The 21,314-nt window shown below is 71.3% G+C and carries 21 protein-coding genes; 12 read left to right on the forward strand and 9 right to left on the reverse strand.

The features are described from left to right. The first annotated feature begins 55 nt into the window (after positions 1-55). The 6 genes from N8J89_RS10380 to N8J89_RS10405 are packed head-to-tail and all read left to right on the forward strand — an operon-like array spanning position 56 to position 5,524. Entirely contained in the window at positions 56-1,171 is a 1,116-nt protein-coding gene (locus tag N8J89_RS10380; RefSeq protein WP_283664116.1) for a TIGR03364 family FAD-dependent oxidoreductase, read from the forward strand. Then, entirely contained in the window at positions 1,168-1,851 is a 684-nt protein-coding gene (locus N8J89_RS10385) for a phosphonatase-like hydrolase (RefSeq protein ID WP_283664117.1), read from the forward strand. Before N8J89_RS10380 ends, N8J89_RS10385 begins: the two co-directional genes overlap by 4 nt. 11 nt (positions 1,852-1,862) lie before the next feature. After that, entirely contained in the window at positions 1,863-2,888 is a 1,026-nt protein-coding gene (locus N8J89_RS10390; protein WP_283664118.1) for a 2-aminoethylphosphonate ABC transporter substrate-binding protein, read from the forward strand. Next, positions 2,885-3,952, forward strand: coding sequence for an ABC transporter ATP-binding protein (locus N8J89_RS10395; RefSeq protein ID WP_283664119.1), 1,068 nt, complete (start codon positions 2,885-2,887; stop codon positions 3,950-3,952). The genes N8J89_RS10390 and N8J89_RS10395 overlap by 4 nt, the downstream gene beginning before the upstream one ends. Further along, positions 3,949-4,749 carry a 2-aminoethylphosphonate ABC transporter permease subunit gene (locus N8J89_RS10400; protein ID WP_283664120.1) on the forward strand — a complete coding sequence of 267 codons (801 nt, stop codon included), beginning with the start codon at positions 3,949-3,951 and terminating at the stop codon, positions 4,747-4,749. The genes N8J89_RS10395 and N8J89_RS10400 overlap by 4 nt, the downstream gene beginning before the upstream one ends. Beyond that, positions 4,727-5,524 (forward strand): ABC transporter permease, encoded by a 798-nt coding sequence (locus N8J89_RS10405; RefSeq protein WP_283664121.1) that lies wholly within the window; start codon positions 4,727-4,729, stop codon positions 5,522-5,524. Before N8J89_RS10400 ends, N8J89_RS10405 begins: the two co-directional genes overlap by 23 nt. Here N8J89_RS10405 and N8J89_RS10410 read toward each other — a convergent pair. The 4 genes from N8J89_RS10410 to N8J89_RS10425 all read right to left on the reverse strand — a co-directional run bounded on the left by N8J89_RS10410 (position 5,490) and on the right by N8J89_RS10425 (position 10,164). After that, on the reverse strand, positions 5,490-6,638 hold the full coding sequence (locus tag N8J89_RS10410) for an MFS transporter (RefSeq protein ID WP_283664122.1): 1,149 nt from the start codon (positions 6,636-6,638) through the stop codon (positions 5,490-5,492). The two genes, N8J89_RS10405 and N8J89_RS10410, sit on opposite strands and share 35 nt — an antisense overlap. Further along, positions 6,632-7,876: an aldehyde dehydrogenase family protein gene (locus N8J89_RS10415; protein WP_283664123.1), complete on the reverse strand. Its 1,245-nt coding sequence runs from the start codon at positions 7,874-7,876 to the stop codon at positions 6,632-6,634. The genes N8J89_RS10410 and N8J89_RS10415 overlap by 7 nt, the downstream gene beginning before the upstream one ends. A 16-nt stretch (positions 7,877-7,892) precedes the next feature. Further along, positions 7,893-9,467 (reverse strand): hypothetical protein, encoded by a 1,575-nt coding sequence (locus tag N8J89_RS10420; protein ID WP_283664124.1) that lies wholly within the window; start codon positions 9,465-9,467, stop codon positions 7,893-7,895. 283 nt (positions 9,468-9,750) lie between these two features. Beyond that, positions 9,751-10,164 (reverse strand): hypothetical protein, encoded by a 414-nt coding sequence (locus tag N8J89_RS10425; RefSeq protein WP_283664125.1) that lies wholly within the window; start codon positions 10,162-10,164, stop codon positions 9,751-9,753. Positions 10,165-10,321: 157 nt separating this feature from the next. Between N8J89_RS10425 and N8J89_RS10430 the strand changes: the two genes are divergently transcribed. From N8J89_RS10430 to N8J89_RS10440, 3 genes are read left to right on the forward strand one after another with little or no spacing between them, the layout of a single operon-like run. Further along, positions 10,322-11,581 (forward strand): sensor histidine kinase, encoded by a 1,260-nt coding sequence (locus N8J89_RS10430; RefSeq protein ID WP_283664126.1) that lies wholly within the window; start codon positions 10,322-10,324, stop codon positions 11,579-11,581. Beyond that, positions 11,578-12,225 (forward strand): response regulator, encoded by a 648-nt coding sequence (locus tag N8J89_RS10435; RefSeq protein ID WP_252479202.1) that lies wholly within the window; start codon positions 11,578-11,580, stop codon positions 12,223-12,225. Before N8J89_RS10430 ends, N8J89_RS10435 begins: the two co-directional genes overlap by 4 nt. A 10-nt stretch (positions 12,226-12,235) precedes the next feature. Then, positions 12,236-12,991 (forward strand): SGNH/GDSL hydrolase family protein, encoded by a 756-nt coding sequence (locus tag N8J89_RS10440; RefSeq protein WP_283664127.1) that lies wholly within the window; start codon positions 12,236-12,238, stop codon positions 12,989-12,991. 1 nt (position 12,992) lies between these two features. Here the strand turns inward: N8J89_RS10440 and N8J89_RS10445 are convergent, their stop codons facing one another. From N8J89_RS10445 to N8J89_RS10465, 5 genes are all read right to left on the reverse strand, one after another. After that, entirely contained in the window at positions 12,993-13,403 is a 411-nt protein-coding gene (locus N8J89_RS10445; RefSeq protein WP_283664128.1) for a DUF4279 domain-containing protein, read from the reverse strand. A gap of 2 nt (positions 13,404-13,405) precedes the next feature. Continuing rightward, positions 13,406-14,599: an RtcB family protein gene (locus N8J89_RS10450; protein WP_283664129.1), complete on the reverse strand. Its 1,194-nt coding sequence runs from the start codon at positions 14,597-14,599 to the stop codon at positions 13,406-13,408. A 105-nt stretch (positions 14,600-14,704) separates the two neighbouring features. Next, entirely contained in the window at positions 14,705-16,219 is a 1,515-nt protein-coding gene (locus tag N8J89_RS10455; protein ID WP_283664130.1) for an aldehyde dehydrogenase (NADP(+)), read from the reverse strand. After that, positions 16,216-17,040 carry an NAD-dependent epimerase/dehydratase family protein gene (locus tag N8J89_RS10460; RefSeq protein WP_283664131.1) on the reverse strand — a complete coding sequence of 275 codons (825 nt, stop codon included), beginning with the start codon at positions 17,038-17,040 and terminating at the stop codon, positions 16,216-16,218. The genes N8J89_RS10455 and N8J89_RS10460 overlap by 4 nt, the downstream gene beginning before the upstream one ends. 64 nt (positions 17,041-17,104) lie before the next feature. Beyond that, positions 17,105-17,911 carry an IclR family transcriptional regulator gene (locus N8J89_RS10465; RefSeq protein WP_283664132.1) on the reverse strand — a complete coding sequence of 269 codons (807 nt, stop codon included), beginning with the start codon at positions 17,909-17,911 and terminating at the stop codon, positions 17,105-17,107. Between the two features lie 176 nt (positions 17,912-18,087). On the opposite strand from N8J89_RS10465, the gene N8J89_RS10470 reads away from it, so the two are divergent. From N8J89_RS10470 to N8J89_RS10480, 3 genes are all read left to right on the forward strand, one after another. After that, positions 18,088-19,419, forward strand: coding sequence for an ABC transporter substrate-binding protein (locus N8J89_RS10470; protein WP_283664133.1), 1,332 nt, complete (start codon positions 18,088-18,090; stop codon positions 19,417-19,419). Positions 19,420-19,514: 95 nt separating this feature from the next. After that, entirely contained in the window at positions 19,515-20,363 is an 849-nt protein-coding gene (locus N8J89_RS10475; protein WP_283664134.1) for a carbohydrate ABC transporter permease, read from the forward strand. Next, positions 20,363-21,307, forward strand: coding sequence for a carbohydrate ABC transporter permease (locus N8J89_RS10480; RefSeq protein WP_283664135.1), 945 nt, complete (start codon positions 20,363-20,365; stop codon positions 21,305-21,307). Before N8J89_RS10475 ends, N8J89_RS10480 begins: the two co-directional genes overlap by 1 nt. Positions 21,308-21,314: the final 7 nt, after the last annotated feature.

Raw genomic sequence — 21,314 nt, forward strand, 5'->3', positions numbered from 1 at the left:
CCCAGTTGGGCTGACCGTCCCGGTCTGTTCGGTTGCGCCGACAAGCGTGTGGCTCGTGCGAGTACTGATCGTGGGCGGTGGCGTGCTGGGCACCATGCACGCCTGGCAGGCCCTCAGCCGGGGCCATGACGTCATCCAGCTGGAGCGCGAGCCGGAGGCGCGGGGCGCCTCGGTGCGCAACTTCGGGCTGGTCTGGGTGAGTGGCCGGGCCGACGGCGCTGAGCTGGCCACCGCGGCGCGGGCCCGGGAGCTGTGGGCGGAACTGGGTGCGGCGGTGCCGGGGCTGGGGTTCCGGGCCGCCGGGTCGCTGACCGCGTTGCGGACCGATGCGGAGCTGGCGGTGGCTGAGGCGTTCGTCGCCTCGGGTGCGGCGGCGCAGCGGGGCACCACGCTGCTAGACCCGGTCGAGGCTCGGCTGCGAAATCCGGTGCTGCGCGGAGACTTCCTGGCCGCGTTGTGGTGCGAGCGGGATGCCGTGGTGGAGCCGCGGACCGCGCAGCCCGCGTTGCGGGAGCACCTGCTCGCCACTGGGCGCTACGCCTGGTTGCCGGGGCGGGAGGTGCGGGAGCTGACCGCGAACGGGGTGCGGGACGATCACGGGCAGGTGCACGAGGCCGATCTGGTGCTGTTGTGCATCGGGGCGCAGCTGGGCGGGCTGGCTCGGGAGATTGCCGGGGAGCTGCCGTTGCGGCGGGTGCGGTTGCAGATGATGCAGACCGAGCCGCTGGGGGAGGAGTTCCCGACCGCGCTGGCCGATGCGGACAGCCTGCGCTACTACCCGGCCTACGCGGGTCCCGCACTGGATGAGCTGCGGGTCAGGCAGCCGCAGCCCGCGGTGGCCGATGAGCACGCCATGCAGCTGCTGGTGGTGCAGCGGCGGGACGGCGGGCTGACCATCGGGGACACCCACGGCTATGCGGAGCCGTTCCCGTTCGACACCGACGAGCAGCCCTACGAGTACCTGCGCGAGGTCACCGAATCCCTGCTGGGGCGGGAGCTTCCGCTGATCCGGCGGCGCTGGGCCGGGGTGTACGCGCAGAGCCTGACCGGTGAGATCGTGCACCGGGCGCGGCTCACCGAGCGGGCCTGGGTCATCGCCGGGCCCGGCGGGCGGGGCATGACCTGTTCGCCCGCGATCGCCGAAACCACCGCGCTGGAGGCCGGACTGTGACGATCACCTTGGCAGTGCTGGACATGGCGGGCACCACCGTGCTCGACGGCGGGCTGGTCGAGCAGGCGTTCACCGCCGCGGTCGGCGCGGTCGGTGTGCGGCCGGAGGATCCCGCCTACCCCGGCATGCTCGACCACGTGCGCGCCACCATGGGCGAATCCAAGATCACCGTGTTCCGGGCCTTGCTGGACAACGACGAGGACCGGGCGCAGGCCGCGAACCAGGCGTTCGAGCTGGCCTACGCGGACCTGGTCGACGCCGGGCACTGCGCGCCGGTGCCCGGTGCGGCCGAGGCGATCGCCCGGTTGCGGGACAACGGGATCCGGGTCGCACTGGGCACCGGGTTCGCCGCGCCGACCCGCGATCGGCTGCTGGACGCGCTGGGGTGGCGGGGCCTGGTCGACCTGAGCCTCACCCCGGCGGAGGCCGGGCGCGGGCGACCCTACCCCGACCTGGTGCTCACCGCGGTGCTGCGCCTGGGGATCGAGGACGTGCGCCAGGTCGCCGTGGTCGGCGACACCGCCTCCGATGTCCACAGTGGACTGCGTGCCGGGGCCTCGGTGGTCGCCGGGGTGCTCACCGGTGCGCACGACCGGGAAGCGCTCAGTGCCGCCGGAGCGACCCACGTGCTCGACTCCGTTCGTGACCTACCCGATCTGCTGATCAGCCAAAGTCGTTGAGGGAGAACACCATGCGTCGTGTGCTGGCCGCCGCCGCCACACTGCTCCTGCTCGCCGCCACCGGTGCCTGCGGCGGCACCGCGGCGGGTGGGGGAACCGAGGGCACCGTGGTCGTCTACAGCGCGGACGGCCTGAAGGACTGGTACGGCAAGCGGTTCGCCGAGTTCACCAGGAAGACCGGCATCGGGGTCAACCTGGTGGAGGAGGGCTCCGGCGGGATCGTGTCCCGGATGGAGCGGGAGCGGACCAACCCGCAGGCCGACGTGGTGGTCACGCTGCCGCCGTTCGTGCAGCGCGCCGCCCAGCAGAACCTGTTGGCCGAGCACGTGATCCCGGGCAGTGACCAGGTCAGGGACCGGGACCCGAAGAACCGGTACGCCGCGATGCTCAACAACTACCTGGTGATGGCCTACAACCCGGACCACGCCAAGCCCGCCCCGGTCACCTGGGACGACCTGCTGGACCCCCGGTTCAAGGGCAAGCTCCAGTACTCCACGCCCGGCCAGGCCGGGGACGGCACCGCGATGCTGTTGCAGCTCCAGCACGTCTACGGCGAGCAGGGCGCGCTGGACTACCTCAAGCGCCTGGAGGTCAACAACGTCGGCCCGTCCGCCTCCACCGGCAAGCTCCAGCCCAAGCTGGCCAAGGGCGAGCTGCACGTGGCCAACGGCGACCTGCAGATGAACCTCGCCCTGGTCAACAACGACAAGGCGAACATGCGGCTGTTCCTGCCCGCCGGTCCGGACGGCAGGCGCTCCACCTTCGCCATCCCGTACCACGCCGGGCTGGCCGCGAACGCCCCGCACGGCGAGGCCGGGAAGAAGCTGCTGGAGTTCCTGTTCTCCACCGAGGTGCAGCGCACCGCGCCGGAGAGCTTCGGCGCGCCCGGCCGCGCGGACGTCAAGGCCGAGGGGTCGCTGGCCGAGCAGGTCAGCGCGCAGCTGGCCGGGGTGGACATCTGGCAGCCGGACTGGGACGCGGTGCTGGCCCGGCTGGACGCCGACCTGGCCGCCTACGGCAAGGCGGTCGGCCGGTGAGCGCGGTCCGCCTCGAACAGGTCAGCGTCCACTTCGGACGGACGGTGGCGCTGGCCGGGCTGGACCTGGAGGTCGCGGTCGGTGAGACGCTGGCCCTGCTCGGTCCCTCCGGCTCCGGCAAGTCCACCGCGCTCAAGGCCATCGCCGGATTCCTGCGGCCCAGCGGCGGCCGGGTGTTCCTCGGCGGCGAGGACGTCACCGACCTGCCGCCGCACCGGCGCGGGCTCGGCGTGGTGGTGCAGAGCTACGCGCTGTTCCCGCACATGCGGGTCTTCGACAACGTGGCCTTCGGCCTGCGCGCCCGCCGCGCCGGCCGCCGGGAGGTCGAGCACCGGGTGAGCGAGGTGCTGGAACTCGTTGGTATGGCGGGGTTCCGGGACCGTTATCCGCGGGAGCTCTCCGGCGGGCAGCAGCAGCGGATCGCGATCGCCCGCGCGCTGGCCATCCGGCCGCCGGTGCTGCTGCTGGACGAACCGCTCTCCGCGCTGGACGCGGCGCTGCGTGAGGACATGATCGCCGAACTGCTGCGGCTGCGGGCCGAACTGCCGGACACCGCGATCATCCACGTCACCCATGACCAGGGCGAGGCGCTCGCGCTGGCCGACCGGATCGCGGTGATGCGGGAGGCCAAACTGGTCGACATCGGCCCGGCCCGCGAGCTGTACCAGCGGCCGCCCTCGGCGTTCACCGCCTCCTTCCTCGGCTCGGCCAACCTGCTGCCGGTGCGGGTGCTGGACATCGCCGCCGACGCCGCCGAGGTGCGGCTCGGGCAGCTGGTCGTGCGCGCGGCGGCCAACGGCACGATCCAGACCGGGCAGGAAGCCACGCTCGGCGTTCGGCCGCACCGGCTCAGCGTGCACGCCGATCCGGCCGGTGGGCTGCCCGGCAGGCTGGTCGGGGTGCAGTGGCGCGGCACCGGGTTCCGGCTCGACCTGGAGCTGGACGACCTCGGCCCGGCCCGCGCCGAAGTGTCCACAATGGACGGACTGCCCGCGCTCGGCGAGCGGGTCGGGGTGACCGTGGCCGACGGTTGTCCGCTGGTACCGGCCGGGGGCACCTGGTGAGACGACTGCTGTGGCTGTTGCCGCCGCTGCTCGTGGTGCTCGGCTTCTTCTGCTATCCGCTGGTGCTGGTGGCCCAGCAGTCCTTCACCGGGGACGCCTGGGCGCAGGTGCTCTCCTCCGCGGAGTTCGGCCAGGCGGTGTGGCGGACCGTGCTGCTGGCCGTGGCGGCCACCGCGGGCTGCCTGCTGCTGGGCACGTTCCTGGCGCTGGTGCTGGCCTTCGCGCCGTTTCCCGGGGCCGGGCTGGCGGTGCGGCTGGTGGACGCGGTGCTGGCCTTCCCGTCCTTCCTGATCGCGCTGTCCTTCACCTTCCTCTACGGCAGTGCCGGGGTGCTCAACGCGGTGCTCGGCCAAGGGACGCTGGACTTCCTGTACACGCCCTGGGGTGTGCTGCTCGCGGAGGTCACCTTCTACACGCCGTTCGTGCTGCGGCCCGCGCTGGCCGCGTTCCGCCAGCTGCCCGGCGCGCAGCTGGACGTGGCCGCCAGCCTGGGCGCACGGCCGTGGCGGGTGCTGTGGCGGGTGGTGCTGCCCGAGGCCAGGCCCGCGCTGGCCGCTGGGGCCTGCCTGACCCTGCTGCTCACCATGAACGAGTTCGGCATCGTGCTGTTCATCGGCGCCAAGGACGTGGTCACGCTGCCGATGCTGGTCTACACCAAGGGAATCATCACCTTCGACTTCCCGCAGGCCAGTGTGGTCGCGGTGGTCAACGTGGCGCTGTCCCTCGCCCTGTACGGGCTGTACCGCTGGGTCTTCAGCAGGACGGGAGCCGACCGTGTTGGTCTGGACAAGGCGTAGCCGGATCATCCTGTGGCTGGTGTTCGCGCTGCTGTTCGGCGTGATCGTGCTGGCCCCGCTGGCGATGATCGCGCTGGCCGCGGTGGCGGGCAGCTGGAACGGCGTGCTGCCAGGGGAGCTCACCGGCGACCACCTGGCCGCCGCGGTCTCCGGCGACGGCCTGGCCAGCGCGCTGGTCAGCTTGCAGACCGCGACGCTGGCCTCGCTGGCCGCGGTGCTGCTGGGTTCCTGGGGCGCGATCGTGGTGCGCGGCCTGCCCAAGCTGCCGCGCCGGATCGTGGACCTGGTGCTGCACCTGCCGATCGCGGTGCCCTCGGTGGTGCTGGGCCTGGCGCTGCTGGTGGCGTTCAGCCGGCCGCCGTTGCTGCTCAACGGAACCCGGTGGATCGTGCTGCTGGCGCACCTGGTGATCGTGCTGCCGTTCGCCTACAGCATGGTCGCCGCCGCCCTGGACCGCGCCGACCCCGCGCTGAACCAGGTCGCGGCCAGTCTGGGCGCGCGGCCGGGCCGGGTGCTGTGGCGGGTGCGGCTGCCGCTGCTGCTGCCCGCGATGTCCGGCGCGGCCGGGCTGGGACTGGCGCTGTCCATGGGCGAGGTCGGCGCGACGATCATGCTGTACCCGCCGGACTGGCGCACGCTGCCGGTGAGCATCTTCGCGCACACCGACCGCGGCGCGGTGTTCCTGGCCGCGGCCAGCACGATCCTGTTGCTGGCGTTGACCGTGGCCGGGCTATTCGGGCTCAGCGCGGTGAAACCCCGTGGCGTGCAACGCTGAACCGGCCGGAGAGCAGGAACAGCACGGTCACCGCGGCCAGCGCCAGCATCAGCCCGTCCGGCCGCAGCAGCTCCACCGCCAGCCCGCCCAGCGGCGGCCCGGCCAGGCTGCCCAGGCCCCACAGCGTGGTGGCGCAGGCGTTCGCGGTGACCAGGTCCGCGCCGCGGAACCGTTCGCCGATGCGCACCAGGCCAAGGGTGTAGACGCCACCGGCCGCACCGCCGAGCAGCACCAGCGCGGGCCACAGCAGCACCGGGTGCGGCATCAGCAGCGGCAAACCCAGTGCCAGCACCAGCACCACGGCCCCGCAGGCCAGGTGCAGCCTGCCCCGGTCCACCCGGTCGGCCAGCCAGCCCAGCGGCACCTGGAGCAGCGCGTCCCCGGCGAAGACCGCGCCGACCAGCAGCACCGCGATCCGCTCCGGCTGCCCGTAGGCCATGCCGTACAATGGGAACAGCGCGAGCACCACGCTGTCGAAGAAGGAGAACAGCAGCACCGCCAGCACGATCACCGGCGCGGCACGGGCGAAACCCAGCAGCCCGAAGGACCGTGGCCCGTGGCCGACGTCGATCTCGCAGCGGGTGAACGCGAGCAGCGCCAGGCCGGGCAGGTGCGCGGCCACCGTGACCAGGATCGGCGCGGACCCGCCGGAACCCAGCCAGGCCAGCAGTCCCGGCCCGGACACCTGGCACAGGGTGAACACCGAGGTGTACACCGCGACCCAGCGCCCGCGCACCCCGTCGGCGGCCACCGCGTTGATCCAGGTCTCACCCAGCGCGAGCAGCACGCCAGCGGCCGCGCCCACGGTGAACCGCAGCACCAGCCAGGCGAGCAGGTCCGCGGTCGTCGTGAGCAGCAGTAGGCTCAGCGCCGAGGCCAGCAAAGCGCCCAGCAGCACGGTTCTCACCGGCCAACGCCGGGTGAGCGGACCGGTCAGCGGGGCCGCGCACAGGATGCCCAGCGCGGGCAGCGCGGCGGCCGCGCCGACCACCGCGCTGCTCGCGCCCGCCGCGGCCAACCGCAGCGACACCAACGGAATCGCCAGTCCGGTGGCCAGGCCGACCACCGCGACCGTGCTGACCGCGGCGACCGGCTCCCAGCGGCGGCTCAGCATGCCAGCCGCGGCGCCACGAGGTGCTGGAAGATGTCCCGCTGCGGGGAGGTCGCGCCCGGCACCCGTTCCCCGTCCACGTACCGGCAGGAGGCGGCCGGGCCCTGGCCGCCGTAGGGCAGGTAGCCCTTCTCGGTCAGGTGCAGGTCGGTGTCGCGCAGGATCGAGTCCGGTTCGTGCAGCGGGGTGTCCAGCAGCGAGTCCACGTACGGGCTCTCGCCGAACAGCGAGATGTACATGGCGTTGTTGCGGTAGCGGTGGTCGGTGAAGTAGGTGGCCAGCTCGGCGTCGGTGTCGTAGGGCTGGAGGTAGAAGACCGGGGCGAAGAACTCCTGGTAGTTGCCGCCCAGCGCCAGGTCCTTCTGGAACACGGTGGGCCGGATCATCCCGGTGACCGGGTTGATGTCGCCGCCGTAGACGCAGAACTCGCGGTCCTCCTTGAACATTCGGATGATCTTCACCGGGTGGTCGGGGTCGCTGTTCGGGCCGACCAGGTTGTCCGGGTCGGCGTAGGGCCCCACCCGGTGTGCCAGGCCGCGCAGCCGGAGCACCAGCGCCTCCCGGAACTCGGCCAGCCGGTCCCGGTGCACCAGGATCGCGTTCGGACCGGCGCAGTCCTGGCCCTGGTTGTAGAGCACCACCCGCAGCGCGCTGTCCACCGCCCGCGCCAGGTCCGCGGATTCGGTGACCACCAGGGGGTTGTGGCCGGAACCGTTGAGGATGAACAGGGTCCGCTTGAGGAACAGCCGCCGGACCTTGGCCGCGTTGTCCGGCGAGCCGGTGAACACCACCGCGTCGGTGCGCCGGGCGCGCTGGGCCACGAACACCTCACGGTCCTGATAGGACACCCGCAGGTTCGGGAAGTACTCCGGCAGGTCAAGGACTTCGGCGAGCTTGCGGTAGTGCGGGTGCATCACGGTCGGCGGCCGGAGCGCGGCCTCCTCGGCCAGCAGCGAGGGGATCACGCCGAAGCACACCGTGGCGTACAGCGGCTGGTTGAGCGGCAGGAAGCTGGTCACGCCCTGCACCCGGCCCTGGAAGTACTCCCGGTTGCGGTGCAGGTTGGCCAGGAACTCCACCGAGCGGTCGATCTCGTCCAGGGCCACGTTGGCGCACTGGTAGCCGGACAGGCTGCGCACGACGTCCTCGGCGCGGTTCTGTAGATGCGCGGCGAAGGCGGCGGCGCGCTGCCGGATCTCGGTGAAGTCCACAGTGGACACAGGGAGGGAGGTGACGGTCACGGCGAACCACCTTGGGTCAACGGGCGAGGGTCTCGCGGAGCAGGCGGAGGGTGCGTTTGGGTCCGGTGATCCGGATCCAGGTGGCCAGGCGCGGGCCGTGCGGGCGGCCGAGCAGGGCCAGGTAGAGGACCCGGCAGGCGGCGGGCCTGCCGAGCGGGGAGACGGTGAGCAGGAGGTGCAGGCGGACCGGGAGCTCGGCGGGCGGGGCAAGCTCGATGACCTCGGCCGCGCGTTGCAGGAGGGCGGCCTCCGCCGACGCGAAAGCCCGCGGCTCCGCGACGGGTTTGCGCGCCTCGTGGAAGTTCCAGGCGCGCACCAGCGTCTCGTGCTCGATCCCGTCGCCGAAGTACCGCCGCGCGAACTCCACCGCGGCCGCGAAGTCCACCGGCGCGCAGGCGTCCAGCACCCGGCACAGCTTCCCGAACCCCGGCCCCGTGATCCGGGCCGTCGCGCCGATCCGGTGCAGCCGGACCCTGGCGCCCGCGCCCCGCTCGGGATCGGCCGCGCGGCGGGCCTCCTGCCGGACCGCGTCGTTGAGCCGGGGCGTCAGCGCGGGGCCGAACCGCTTGGGGCGGCGCGGTTTCCGGTAGAGCAGCAGGCGCAGGGCCTCCTGGCTGAGGTAGTCCTGGGCCTCGGTCAGGGAGAAGCCGTTGCCGCGGGACTTGGAGATCTTGTGCCCGCGCTCGTCGGTGAACAGGCCGTAGCCGAAGAGCACCGGTGGTTCCCGGCGCAGCCGGTGGAAGATCCGCCGCACCACCTGGGCGGAGGCGGCCAGGTCCTCACCGTGCATCTCGTAGGCCACGCCGCCGGCCAGCAGCCGCATCGCCCAGTCGGCCTTCCACTGGAGCTTGCAGGCCCCGCCCAGCGCGGACACCGTGACCGGTTCGCCGATCGGCTCGCCCGCGTAGTACTCCTGCGGCTCGATCCCGTAGTCCAGGCCCGGCCGCTGGATGATCACATCGGCCGGGATCTCGTAGGTGAGGGTGCCCGTCACCGGGTCCACGTCCAGGACCCTGGTGTGCTCGATGACCCGGCCGGTGCTCGCGGACACCGGCATCAGGATGCTGTACGAGCCACGGCGCACCGGACCCACCGAAGCGCCGACCAGCTCGTTGAAACCGGCCAGGTCGGCCAGCAAGGCGCTGATCGTGTCATCGTACTTACCAGATGCGTACGCGGCCGAGCTGCACACCAGCTCGTAGTCCAGCTCGAAGGCGTCCAGCACTCGCCGCAACCGGGCGTTGATCCCCGTGGAAAGGCTTTCATGCTGCTCAAAAGGGTCCGGTACCCGGTGCAGTGGCATACCCAGGTGTTGTTCCAGGAGTGCGCGGTTCGGGAAACCGTCCGGGACTTTTCGCAGCGCGTCCATATCGTCGGAAACCAGCACCAGCCTGGTCGGACGGCCGGTGGTCTCGGCGAACGCGGTCCGCACGAAACCGGTGCGCATGACCTCGCACAACGTGCCGATGTGCGGTAACCCGGACGGGCCGAACCCGGCGCCGAAAAGCACCTCTCCGGTAGTTTCCCCGCGTTTGTCCAGCAACGCGCTGACTTTGGCTGACTCGGCGACACACCAGTCTCGTGGCGGCATCGGACCTGCTCCCCGGAAATTACGCGATGGGGTGATGGGATGTGTCAAAATCTACGCAGCTTTTCCGTGCGCTGTCCATGGCGTCCCACTAACGGGGTAAGCCCTCGGTTGCTGGTCAGGAAACCGGGAAGGTAAAGAACTGGTATAAGAAATCCACCCGACATGCCAGGGTGATCCGGGCGAAATGGATCGCAACAGCGCGAATCGGACAGCGTAAACGGCGAAAAGCTGTGAAGATCGCGTAAGGAGCCAGAATTGCTTTAGTCGACGGCTGTGAAACGTCTCACCGCGGCTTGCGGTGCAGCAGCCCGGTGGCGGCCAGCAGCAGCCCCAGCACCACGAACCAGGCGGTGTGCAGCGCCTCGGCGCCGATCGGGCCGTACACGTCGTAGCCCGCCTGCCCGAAGGCCAGCGCCGCCCCGGTCCACACCACGGTCAGCAGCAGCGGCCGGGGGAAGTTCGCGCCCCAGGGCTGGGTCAGCGCCAGCGCGATCACCCCGCCCGCCGGGATCAGCAGGCTGGCCGCGAGCTGGAGCAGCCACAGCGTCGGCGAGTCACCGGCGGGCAGCAGGGTCAGGCCCCAGCCGTGCTCGGGCGAGCCGGTCAGGAACACCACCACCGCGAAGCCGAGCGCCCACACGCAGGCCGCGTAACCGAGCCAGCGGGTGCCGCGGGCCGAGCGCTGGGACGTGGGCATGATGGCGTGACCTCCGGTTCACAGTGTGCCTCCAGGGTGCCCCAGCCCCCATCCCGGGGCATCCCGCCGACGGCCGAGCGAACTCCCCCGCGCGGGGGAACGCCGCGCTTCCCCGGAGTGAGCCCCGGCGGCCGCCGGACGTGTCAGGATCGTCCGCGTGCCCGGTCTCCTCGGCAAGCTGCTCACGCCACTGACGAGCAGGTCCACCCTGTTGCGGTGGATCTACCTCGTGCTGGGCGGGGCGCTGCTGACCCCCTACTTCATCGCGGGCACCGCGGTGGCCGAGCTGCTGCGCGGCGAGATCCCGCCGCTGCCGCTGCCCGAGGGCTGGACCCTGGGCGCGCTGGCCACCTTCTTCGCCCTGGGCACGCTGGTGCTGACCACGTTCATCCCGGCGCTGGGCGTGCTGGAGACCACCGCGGTGCGCACCCTGCTCGGCGTCCAGGTCACCGACCTGGCCGGCGGTCACCGGCCGGGCATCCGCTGGCGGGTGGCGGCCTGGCTGATCATCCACCTGATCACCGGGTTCCTGGTCAGCCTGCTCACGCTGATCATCCCGGTGTTCGTGGTCGGCGCGTTCACCCTGCCGTTCAGCCGGTACACCACGCTGTTCATCGCGCAGGCGTTCCCGATCACCGGCGGCCCCGACAAGTGGTGGGCGCCGCTGGCCGCGCTCGGCGTGGCCCTGGTCGCGGTGTACCTGGTGGCCGCGGTCGGCTGGCTGCTGGCCCGGCTGGCCGGGTTCTTCCTCGGCCCCACCCCGGCCGAGCGGCTGGCCGAGCTGGAGCGCAAGGCCGAGCAGCTGGCCCAGCGCAACCGGCTGGCCCGCGAGCTGCACGACTCGGTGGGACACGCGCTCAGCGTGGTCACCATCCAGGCCGCGGCCGCCGGGCGGGTGCTGGACACCGACCGGGACTTCGCGCGGGCCGCCCTCGGCGCGATCGAGGAGGCCGCCCGCAGCGCGCTGGCCGACCTGGACCACGTGCTCGGCATCCTGCGCGAGGAGTCCCGCGGCACCGCCCCGCAACCCACCCTCGCCGACCTGGACGGCCTGCTGCGCACCACCAGGCTGGCCGGGGTGGAGATCACCGCCGAACTCGGCGCCGACCTGGACCGCGTGCCCAAGGCCGTGTCCAGGGAGGCGTACCGGATCGTCCAAGAAGGACTCACCAACGCGATGCGGCATGCCGGCAAGGTCCCGGTGACCCTGCGGCTGGCCGTGCGCGCGGACCACCTGGAGCTGGAGATGACCAACCCGTTGGGGGAGCGGCCTGCCGGTCGCGGACATGGCGGCGGGCGCGGCCTGCGCGGTATCGGGGAGCGGGTGACCGTGCTGCGCGGTCAGCTCACCGCAGGCGAGCACGAGGGCGGCTGGCGGGTCGCGGCCACCCTGCCGATGCGGGCGGCCACCTCATGACCAGCGTGCTGCTCGTCGACGACGAGGACCTGATCAGGGCCGGCCTGCGCGCGATCATCAACGCCGAACCCGACCTCACCGTGGTCGGCGAGGCCGCCGACGGCGCCGAGGTGCCCGGCCTGGTGCACCGGCTGCGGCCGGAGGTGGTGCTGATGGACGTGCGGATGCCCGCGGTGGACGGCATCCAGGCCACCCGGCACCTGTTGGACACGGTGGCCGAACCGCCGAAGATCCTGGTGGTGACCACCTTCGAGAACGACGAGTACGTCTACGACGCGCTTCGGGTGGGCGCCAGCGGCTTCCTGCTCAAGCGGGCCCGGCCGGAGGAGATCGTGCACGCGATCCGCATCGTGGCCGGTGGCGACACGCTGCTGTTCCCCTCGGCGATCCGGTCGCTGGCCGCCGAGCACCACAGCAAACGGGCCGCGGACACCCTGGCCAGGGCGCAGCTCACCGAACGCGAGGAGGCGGTGCTGCGGCTGATGGCCACCGGGCTGTCCAACGCCGAGATCGCGGAGAAGCTGTTCGTGGGCTTGCAGACGGTGAAGACGCACGTGGGCAACGTGCTGGCGAAGCTGCAGGCCAGGGACCGCACGCAGGCGGTCATCGCGGCCTATGAGTCCGGCTTCATCACGCCGCGATAACGTGGAGGACGTGGTGTGGCACAGGTTCGTCGCCGTGGGCGACAGCGTGACCGAGGGGCTCGGGGATCCGGACGCCCACGGCGGTTTCCGGGGCTGGGCGGACCGGCTCGCCGAGGCGATCGCGGACCGGCAAGGGAGTGTGCGGTACGCGAACCTCGCGGTGCGCGGGCTGACCACCCGGCGCGTGCTGGAGACCCAGCTGGCCCCGGCCCAGGAACTGGCCCCGGACCTGGTGACCGCGGTGGTCGGCATGAACGACGTGATCCGGCCCAGCCTCAACCCGCTGGAGCTGGCCGCGGACCTGGACGCCCTCTTCGGCGGCCTGCGCGCCACCGGCGCCACCGTGCTGACCGCGACCATCCCCGCGCCCGGCCTGTTCGCCCCGTTGCCGCCTGCCCTGCGCGGCCGGATGGACCGCCGGATCACCCGGATGAACGCGGTGATCACCGCCGCCGCCCGCAGGCACGGGTTGCTGTGCATGGACCTGGCGGCGCTGACCCCGTCCGGTATGGCCGCCTGGGCGGAGGACCGGCTGCATCCTGGACCTGCCGCGCACCAGGCGATGGCCGCGGCGGGTCTGGCGGTGCTGGACGGAGTGGCGCCCGCGCTGGAGGTCAACGTGGCCGAGCCGGTGGACGCGGACCACCTGCGGTGGCTGCGCACGTTCCTGTGGCCGTGGCTGGTGCGCCGGTTGCGCGGGCAGAGCAGCGGCGACGGCCGGGTGGCGAAGCTCCCCGCCTACCGCGCCCTGCCCGCGACCAGCTGACTCAGTCCCACCCGTAGTCGTACTCGTCCACGTCCAGCTCGGCCCCGGTGGCGACCAGGAACTCGAGCACCGGCAGGTCGAGGTGCCAGCCCAGCGGGGTGTGCCGGTCCTCGTCGTCGCGGAAGTAGCGCACGACCTGCATGACCGGGACGACGTTGCCCTCGGCGACCAGCGCGATCAGCGGTTCCCGTACCGGACGCAGTCGGTCGACGATGTGCTCCAGCTGTTCGTCGACCGACTCGTCGCTCCGGCGCACGATCTCCCACGAGTGGCAGCGCGGCCGCACGCGCTCAGGATCCCGGCTGCCCATCACCATGACCTCGTCCGGCGGCATCCGCAGCCGGTCGGCGATCTGCGCGGCGGAGAGCTTGGTGCTCTTGAGCGCGAAGTAGCTGTACTGCCAGGTCGACACGCTCAGCCCTTGACGCAGACGACCTGGCGGAGCTTGGCCACCACTTCCACCAGGTCGGCCTGGTTGGCGATGACCTGGTCGATGTCCTTGTACGCGGCCGGGATCTCGTCCACCACCCCGGTGTCCTTGCGGCACTCCACGCCCGCGGTCTGCGCCGCCAGGTCCTCGGCGGTGAACCGCTTGCGCGCCTGGTTCCTGGACATCCGCCTGCCCGCGCCGTGGCTGGCCGAGCAGAAGGAGTCCGGGTTGCCTAGGCCGCGGACGATGTAGGAGCCGGTGCCCATCGAGCCGGGGATGATGCCCAGGTCGCCCTGGCCGGCGCGGATCGCGCCCTTGCGGGTGACCAGCAGCTCCTCGCCGAAGTGGGTCTCCTCGGCGACGTAGTTGTGGTGGCAGGAGATCGGCTCCTCGAACCGCGCCTGGGGGAACTGCTTGCGCAGCACCTCGCAGGCCAGCCGCATCATCACCGACCGGTTCCGGCGCGCGTAGTCCTGCGCCCAGTACAGGTCGTGCCGGTAGGCGGCCATCTGCGGGGTCTGCGCGATGAACACGGCCAGGTCGGGGTCGGGCAGCGCGGCGTTGTGCGCCAGGCCGCGGGCGACCTCGATGTGGTGCTGCGCCAACAGGTTCCCGATGCCCCGGGAGCCGGAGTGCAGCATCAGCCAGACCTGGTCGTCCTCGTCCAGGCAGACCTCCAGGAAGTGGTTGCCGCCGCCGAGGGTGCCCATCTGCAGCAGGGCGCGCCGGGTCTCGGCCTTCACCGCCGTGCTGAGGTCGTCGAAGCTCGCCCAGAACCGGTCCCAGTCCTTGGCGTCCTTGTCCCCGAAGGCGACATCCTTGTGCATGCCGAAGCCGACCGGCACCGCCTTCTCGATCCCGGACCGCAGGCGGCGCAGGTCATCCGGCAAGTCGTTGGCGCGCAAGGAGGTGCGGACCGCGGTCATGCCGCAGCCGATGTCCACGCCGACCGCGGCCGGGGACACCGCGCCCTGCATCGCGATCACCGAGCCGACCGTGGCGCCCTTGCCGTAGTGGACGTCGGGCATCACGGCGACGTGCTTGTACACCCAGGGCAGCGCGGCGATGTTGTGCAGCTGACGCATTGCCTGGTCCTCGACCTCGGCGGCCTTGGTCCACATCCGGATGTCGACGTGTGCGCCAGGGATCACGTCTCCCTGGAACGACTTCTGTGCCATGCGTTAGAGGCTAGGGGCGGTCGCGGGAATCCGCTCGTGAATAAGTGAAAGGCCCGGTTCGCGCGGGGTCGGGGTCACCGCGCGAACCGGGCCTGGCTCAGAGCCTCAGTCGGTGCCGAGCACGCCGTCCCGGCGGCGCGGGATGCCCAGCGGGTTGGCGTCCTGGAGCTCCTGCGGCAGCAGCGCGTCCGGCCAGGACTGGAAGGTCACCGGCGCGATCCAGCGGCGGATCGCGGTGGCGCCCACCGAGGTGTGCAGCGCGGAGGTGGTGGCAGGCCACGGACCGCCGTGGTGCTGGGCCCAGCTCACCGCGACGCCGGTCGGCCAGGCGTTGAACACCAGCCGGCCCGCGATGCGGCGCAGCACGGCGGACAGCTCGCCTGCCGCCTCGTGGTCGCCCTCCGCCGCGTGCACGGTCGCGGTCAGCGTGCCCGCCAGCTTGGCCAGCACCGGAACCAGCTCGGCCGGGTCGGTGTAGGTGACCACGATGCCGGCCGGGCCGAAGCACTCCTCGCCCAGCTTCTCCTGGTTGGCGGCGAAGTTCGCCACCGTGGTGCGGTACAGCCTCGGCGCGACCGTCCAGCCGCCCTCGGGCGCCTCGCCGACCGCGACCAGCTCGACCTCCTCCGCCGAGGACAGGCCGTCCACAATGGACTCATACGAGTCGCGCATGCGGGCGGTCAGCATCGCGCCGCCGCCGGTCCCGCCGATCGCCTTGCCGAGAGCGTCCACAATGGACTCCGGCGCGAACACCAGGCCCGGGTTGGTGCAGAACTGGCCGACGCCCATGGTGAGCGAGGCGGCGAAGCCGGTGGCCAGTTCCTCGGTCTGCTCGGCGGCCGCGCCGGGCAGGATCACCGTCGGGTTGACGCTGCCCAGCTCGCCGTAGAACGGGATCGGGTCCGGCCTGCCGACCGCGAGGTCGAACAGCGCCCGCCCGCCACCGGTGGACCCGGTGAAGCCGACCGCCTTGATCTCCGGGTGCTTGACCAGCAGCGAACCGGCTGGCGTGCTGTAGACGATGTTGAACACCCCGGCGGGCAGCCCGGCCGCGGCGATCGTCTCGATCAGCACCTCGGCGGTGGCCACCGAGGTGTTGGGGTGCGCGGAGTGCGCCTTCACCAGCACCGGGCAGCCCGCGGCCAGCGCGGAGGCGGTGTCGCCACCGGCCACCGAGAAGGCGAACGGGAAGTTGCTGGCGGAGAACACCGCGACCGGGCCCAGCGGTTGCAGCATCCGGCGCAGGTTGGGCCGCGGCGGGATGATGTCCGGGTTGGGCGAGTCGATGGTGGCCTCGGTGTAGCTGCCCTCGCGCAGCACCTCGCCGAAGAGGCGGAGCTGGTTGGTGGTGCGCTTGAGCTCCACAGTCAGCCGGGGCACGCCGAGCGCGGTCTCGGTGTCCGCGATCTCGATCAGCCGCTCACTGCGCGCGTCCAGCGCGTCCGCGATCTGCTCCAGCACCTCGGCGCGGCGCTGACCGGAGAGCCCGGCGAAGACCGGGAACGCCTCGGCCGCGGCCTTGGCCAGCCGGTCGACCTCGGCCTCCGGGGTGGCCGGGACCGGCTCGCCGTAGGTGGCCCCGGTCCTCGGGTTGTAGCCCTGCACGCCCTGGACGGTCACCGTCCGGCCTCCTTCTTCGCGGTGTCGTAGTCGGCGGAGCACCAGATGCCGCCGACCAGGTGGTGCGGCGGTGCGGTCACATCCGGCTCGCCGTGCTCGGCGATCAGCTCCGCCGCGTAGGTCTCCGAGTCGTCCTGGGAGACGTAGCCGATTGCCTTGGCCTCCGCCAGGGAGAACCAGCGGCGGGTGTTGTCCGAGACGCCCCACAGCACCCGGAAGCCGGGGTCCGGAGTGGACAGACACGCCTCGAGGAGCCTTGCCCCGTCGGCGGGGGAGAGCCAGGTGGAGAGCATGCGCAGGTCCTTCGGCCGCTCGAAGCAGGAGCCGATGCGCACGCACAGCACGTCGATGCCGTAGCGGTCGGCGTAGTGGCTGGCGATCGCCTCACCGGCCACCTTGCTCACGCCGTAGTTGGTGTCCGGGCGCGGGAACGCGTCCCCGGCCACCTCGCCGTCGGCGCGCGGCGCGAAGCCGACCGCGTGGTTGGAGCTGGCGAAGACCACCCTCGGCACGCCCTGCCGCCTGGCCGCCTCGAACACCGTGTAGGTGCCGTTGATGTTGACGTCCAGGATGTCCGCCCACGGCCGCTCCAGGCTGTGCCCGCCGAGGTGGATCACCGCGGACACCCCGGCGCAGGCCGCCTCCATCGCCGCCAGGTCGGTCACCGAGCCCGTCACCAGCTCGACCGCCTCGCCATCGCCCGCTGGTGGCTGCTCGGCGATGTCCAGCAAGCGCAGGATGCGGCCTTCGCGGGCCAGGCGTGGCCGCATCAGCGTGCCAACGCCACCGGCCGCGCCGGTGATCAGAATGCGTTCGGTCACTCCGAAGCCCTTCGTACGTCCTGAAATTGACTGTCCTGAGTGGACTGTGCGCCGGTGGCCGGGCTCACAGCGGGGTGAGGCCGGGCTGGCGGAGCAGCTCGGTGAGCGTGCGGGCCGCGCCGAGCAGCGCGTCCACGATCTGCTTCTCGTGCTCGGGGGTGAGCCGGGCGACCGGCACCGAGCAGCTCATCGCGTCGGTGACCGGGTTGCGGTAGGGCAGCGCGACCGCGAAACAGCCCAGGCCGGGGGTGTTCTCCTCGCGCTCGTAGGAGTAGCCGACCCGCCGGAAGTCCTCCAGCTGGGCCAGCAGCGCGTCCCGGTCGGTGATGGTGTTCGCGGTCAGCGGCGTGATCGCCTCCGGCACCAGCACCGCGGCGTCGGCGGCCGGGCGGGCCGAGAGCAGCGCCTTGCCCAGCGCGGTGCTGTGCGCGGGCAGGCGGCGGCCGACGCGGGAGACCACGCGCAGGTGGTGCTCGGACTCGCGGCTGGCCAGGTACACCACGTCATCGCCTTCGAGCCGGGCGAGGTGGACGGTCTCGTTGATCTCCTGCCGGACCTGCTCCATCACCCGGATCGCGGTGCGCACCACGGGATCGTGGTCCAGGTAGGAGGTGCCGACCAGCAGCGCGCGCACGCCGATGCCGTAGGTGCCCCGGTCCGGTTCGACCTCGACCCAGCCGCGGTTGACCAGCGTCTGCAGCAGCATGTACAGGCTGGACTTCGGGTAGTTCAGCTCCCGGTGCAGCTCGGTGAGCGTGAGCCTGCGGTCGAAGGAGGCCAGGACCTCCAGCAGCTCCACCGTGCGGTCGGCGGACTTGACCGCCGCCGGGCGGGTGGGGGCGACCGCGGCGTCCTTGACGGCTTCCGTCATCTCGGCCTCCAGGTCCAATCGGGGTTCTCCCGTGCCGCCCTCTTGACAGGCGCACGGCTTGATTTTTACAGTCCGGCATCAAGGTTCACAAGTACGACTCAGATTCACATATCTGAACGGATCTGTCCAGTGGGCAGTTCGGGTGAACCCACCGCCGAAGTCGAATGGAGCCGGGCATGCAGCGTCGCACCGCCAGAACACGCGCCGCGTTCGCCGCTGGCGCGATGGCCGTCGGGCTGGTGGTCTCCGCCTGCTCGGGCGGCGCGCCGCAGGGCGATCCGAACGCGCCGATCGAGGTGTGGACGCGCAGCCAGGACGACACCAAGAAGGTCTACGAGAAGATCTTCAAGGCGTTCACCGACAAGACCGGCATCCCGGTCAACTACAACCCGCCGCCCTACAACGACTTCGACAAGCGGGTGCAGGAGCGGGCCCAGGCCAAGGACCTGCCGGACCTGGTGATCACCGACACCGGATCCCTTGGCCCGTACCGCAAGCAGGGCTTCCTCCTCGAGGTCGACCGCAACGCCTTCGCCGGTCAGGCCGACCTGGTCGAGCGGGCCTGGAACAACGGCAAGACCGCCGACGGCAAGTACTTCGCGGTGCCGTTCTCCACCCAGGCCCAGGTGCTGCTGGTGCGCAAGGACTGGCGGGAGAAGCTGGGCAAGCCGGTCCCCAAGACCTGGGACGAGCTGGCCGCGCTGGCCAACGACTTCACCACCAAGGACCCCGACGGCAACGGCGACGCCAAGGACACCTTCGGCATCGTCGCGCCCGGCTCCACCGACCGCGGCTACCTGGCCTGGTGGGCGGCCAACTACATCTGGCAGGCCGGCGGCGACATCCTCAGCGAGTCCGGTGGCGAGTACAAGGTCGCGGTGAACACCCCGCAGACCGTGCAGGCGGTGAACTGGCTCAAGGGCCTGTTCTGCGACAGCAAGGTCACCCTGCCCAACGCGCTGACCATGGTCACCAACGACGCGCACAACTACTTCGAGCAGGGCAAGGCCGGCATCTACCTGACCGGGCCGTACATGTTCACCCGCTTCGACAAGGCGCCGGGCAAGGACAAGTACGAGGTCATCCCCTCGCCCGCCGGGCCGAGTGGCTCCACCGTGCTGGGCGAGGGCGAGGTCATCTACCAGATGGCCGGTTCGGTGAAGACCGCCGAGCAGAAGAAGCTGGCCGAGTTCCTGGTCTCCCAGCAGGCCCAGGAACTGGGCATGAAGGTCGACGCCGGGCAGCGCCAGGTGGTGCGGCTGTCGGTGAACAAGAACGTCGACGTCAAGACCGTCTACAACGACCCGCGCTGGGACACCGTGGCCAAGGTCTACGCCGACAGCGCCCGGCCGTTCCCGAACGTGCCGAACTTCCAGCCCTTCCGGCAGCAGACCGCGGAGACGCTGAACAGCCTGTTCGCCAAGTGCGGCAACGATGTCGCCGGTGAGCTGAACAAGCTCGCGGGCAACCTGGACAAGGAGCTGAAGTCGCAGAAGGCGGCTCAGTGACCATCACAGACGTGGGTTCGGCGGCTAGTGGCGGCGGTGCCGTCGAGTCCCACACCGCGAGGCGGCGCCCTCCTCGGCGCCGCCTCGCGGTCACCATGGTCCCGTGGCTGTTCCTGCTGCCCGCGCTGCTGCTGTTCCTGGTCTTCAAGTACATCCCGATGGCCGAGGGCATCCGGCTCAGCCTGTTCGAGGTGCGCCCGTTCCTCGGCGACCTGTGGGTGGGCCTGGACAACTACGCCAGGGTGCTCAGCGACGAGCGCTTCCACAACGCGCTGAACAACACGCTCATCCTGGCCGTCGGGCAGACCGCGGGCGCGATGCTGATCGGCTTCGGCCTGGCCCTGCTGCTGGAGGGCACCGCGCGCTCGCTGTGGTTCGTGCGCTCGGCGGTGTTCCTGCCGGTGGTCGCGGCCACCGCGGTGGTCGGCGAGATCTGGCGGCTGCTGTACTACCCGGCCGAAGGCGGCTTCCTCAACTCGCTGCTGTCTTGGGTGGGCCTGGGCCCGTCGACCTTCCTGGACCACCCGGACACCTCGCTGTGGTCGGTGATGGCGGTGGGCATCTGGAAGGGCGCGCCGTACGACATGGTGATCCTGCTGGCCGGGCTGGCCGGGATCGACCGCCAGCTCTACGAGTCCGCCGCGATCGACGGCTGCACCACCTGGCAGCGCATCCGCTACATCACGCTGCCCGCGCTGCGCCCGGCGATCACGATCCTGCTCACCCTGGCCTCGATCCGCGGCCTGCGCGTGTTCACCGAGGTCTACGTGCTCACCGGCGGCGGCCCCGCCGGTTCCACCGACGTCTGGATGACCAGGGTGTTCTCCCTCGGTTTCGAGACCAGCGAGCTGGGCGTGGCCTCGGCCGGTTCGGTGGTGCTGTTCCTGGTGACCCTGCTGCTCACCCTGTTCGTGCAGCTGCTGCGCCGGCGTCGGGAGGCGTGATGACCACCACCGAGCTCCGTCCGGCCACACCGTCCACTTCGGACAGTCCAGCCTCGGCACGCAAGCCGATCGGGGTGGCCCAGCGCTGCGAGACCGCGCTCGGCTGGGCAGGCCTGCGCGCCTCGTCCGGTGGCGGGATCGGCCGGATCCTGTTGTGCGTGGCGGTGTTCCTGGTCTTCTGCGGGCCGCTGATCACGGTGATCTCCGGCGCGTTCGACTTCAGTCCGGACCCGACCAAGCTGTCCCTGCTGCCCAACCGCCCGTCGCTGGTCAACTTCGACGTGGCCACCGAGAAGGGCATCTGGGGCTACCTGCTCAACTCGCTGATCATCGCCGGTGGCGGCCTGCTGCTCCAGGTGAGCGTGAGCGTGTTCGCCGCTTATGCGTTGGCGCGCAAGAAGTTCCGCGGCCAGGTGATCGTGATGCTGGCCATCCTGACCACCATGATGCTGCCGGAGGAGGTCATCGCGATCCCGCTGTCGATGGTGATCGGCGACCTCCCGCTGCTCAACCTCAGCCTCAAGGGCACCCTGCTCGGCGTGATCCTGCCGTTGGGCGCCTGGGGTTTCTCCATCTTCGTGATGACCGAGTTCATGCGGGAGATCCCGCTGGAGCTGGAGGAGGCCGCCCGCGTCGACGGCGCAGGCGAGCTCCGGATCTTCGCCCAGATCGTGGTGCCGCTGTGCCGCCCCGCCCTCGGCGTGGTCGCGGTGTTCGGCTTCACCATGATCTGGGACCAGTACCTGCTGCCGTTGATCGTGGCCACCGATCCCGGCGACTACACGCTCACCGTCGCACTGGCCACCCTGCGCTCCGACGACATGGTCGGGCCTGGCGTGGTGCTGGCCGGTGCGCTGCTCGCCCTGGTACCGAGCCTGATCGTGTACCTGTCATTGCAGAAATCGTTCCTGCGCGGCATCACCAGTGGTGCTGTGAAGGGATAGGGGACCC

The organism is Crossiella sp. CA-258035, assembly GCF_030064675.1.
Taxonomy (GTDB): Bacteria; Actinomycetota; Actinomycetes; order Mycobacteriales; family Pseudonocardiaceae; genus Crossiella.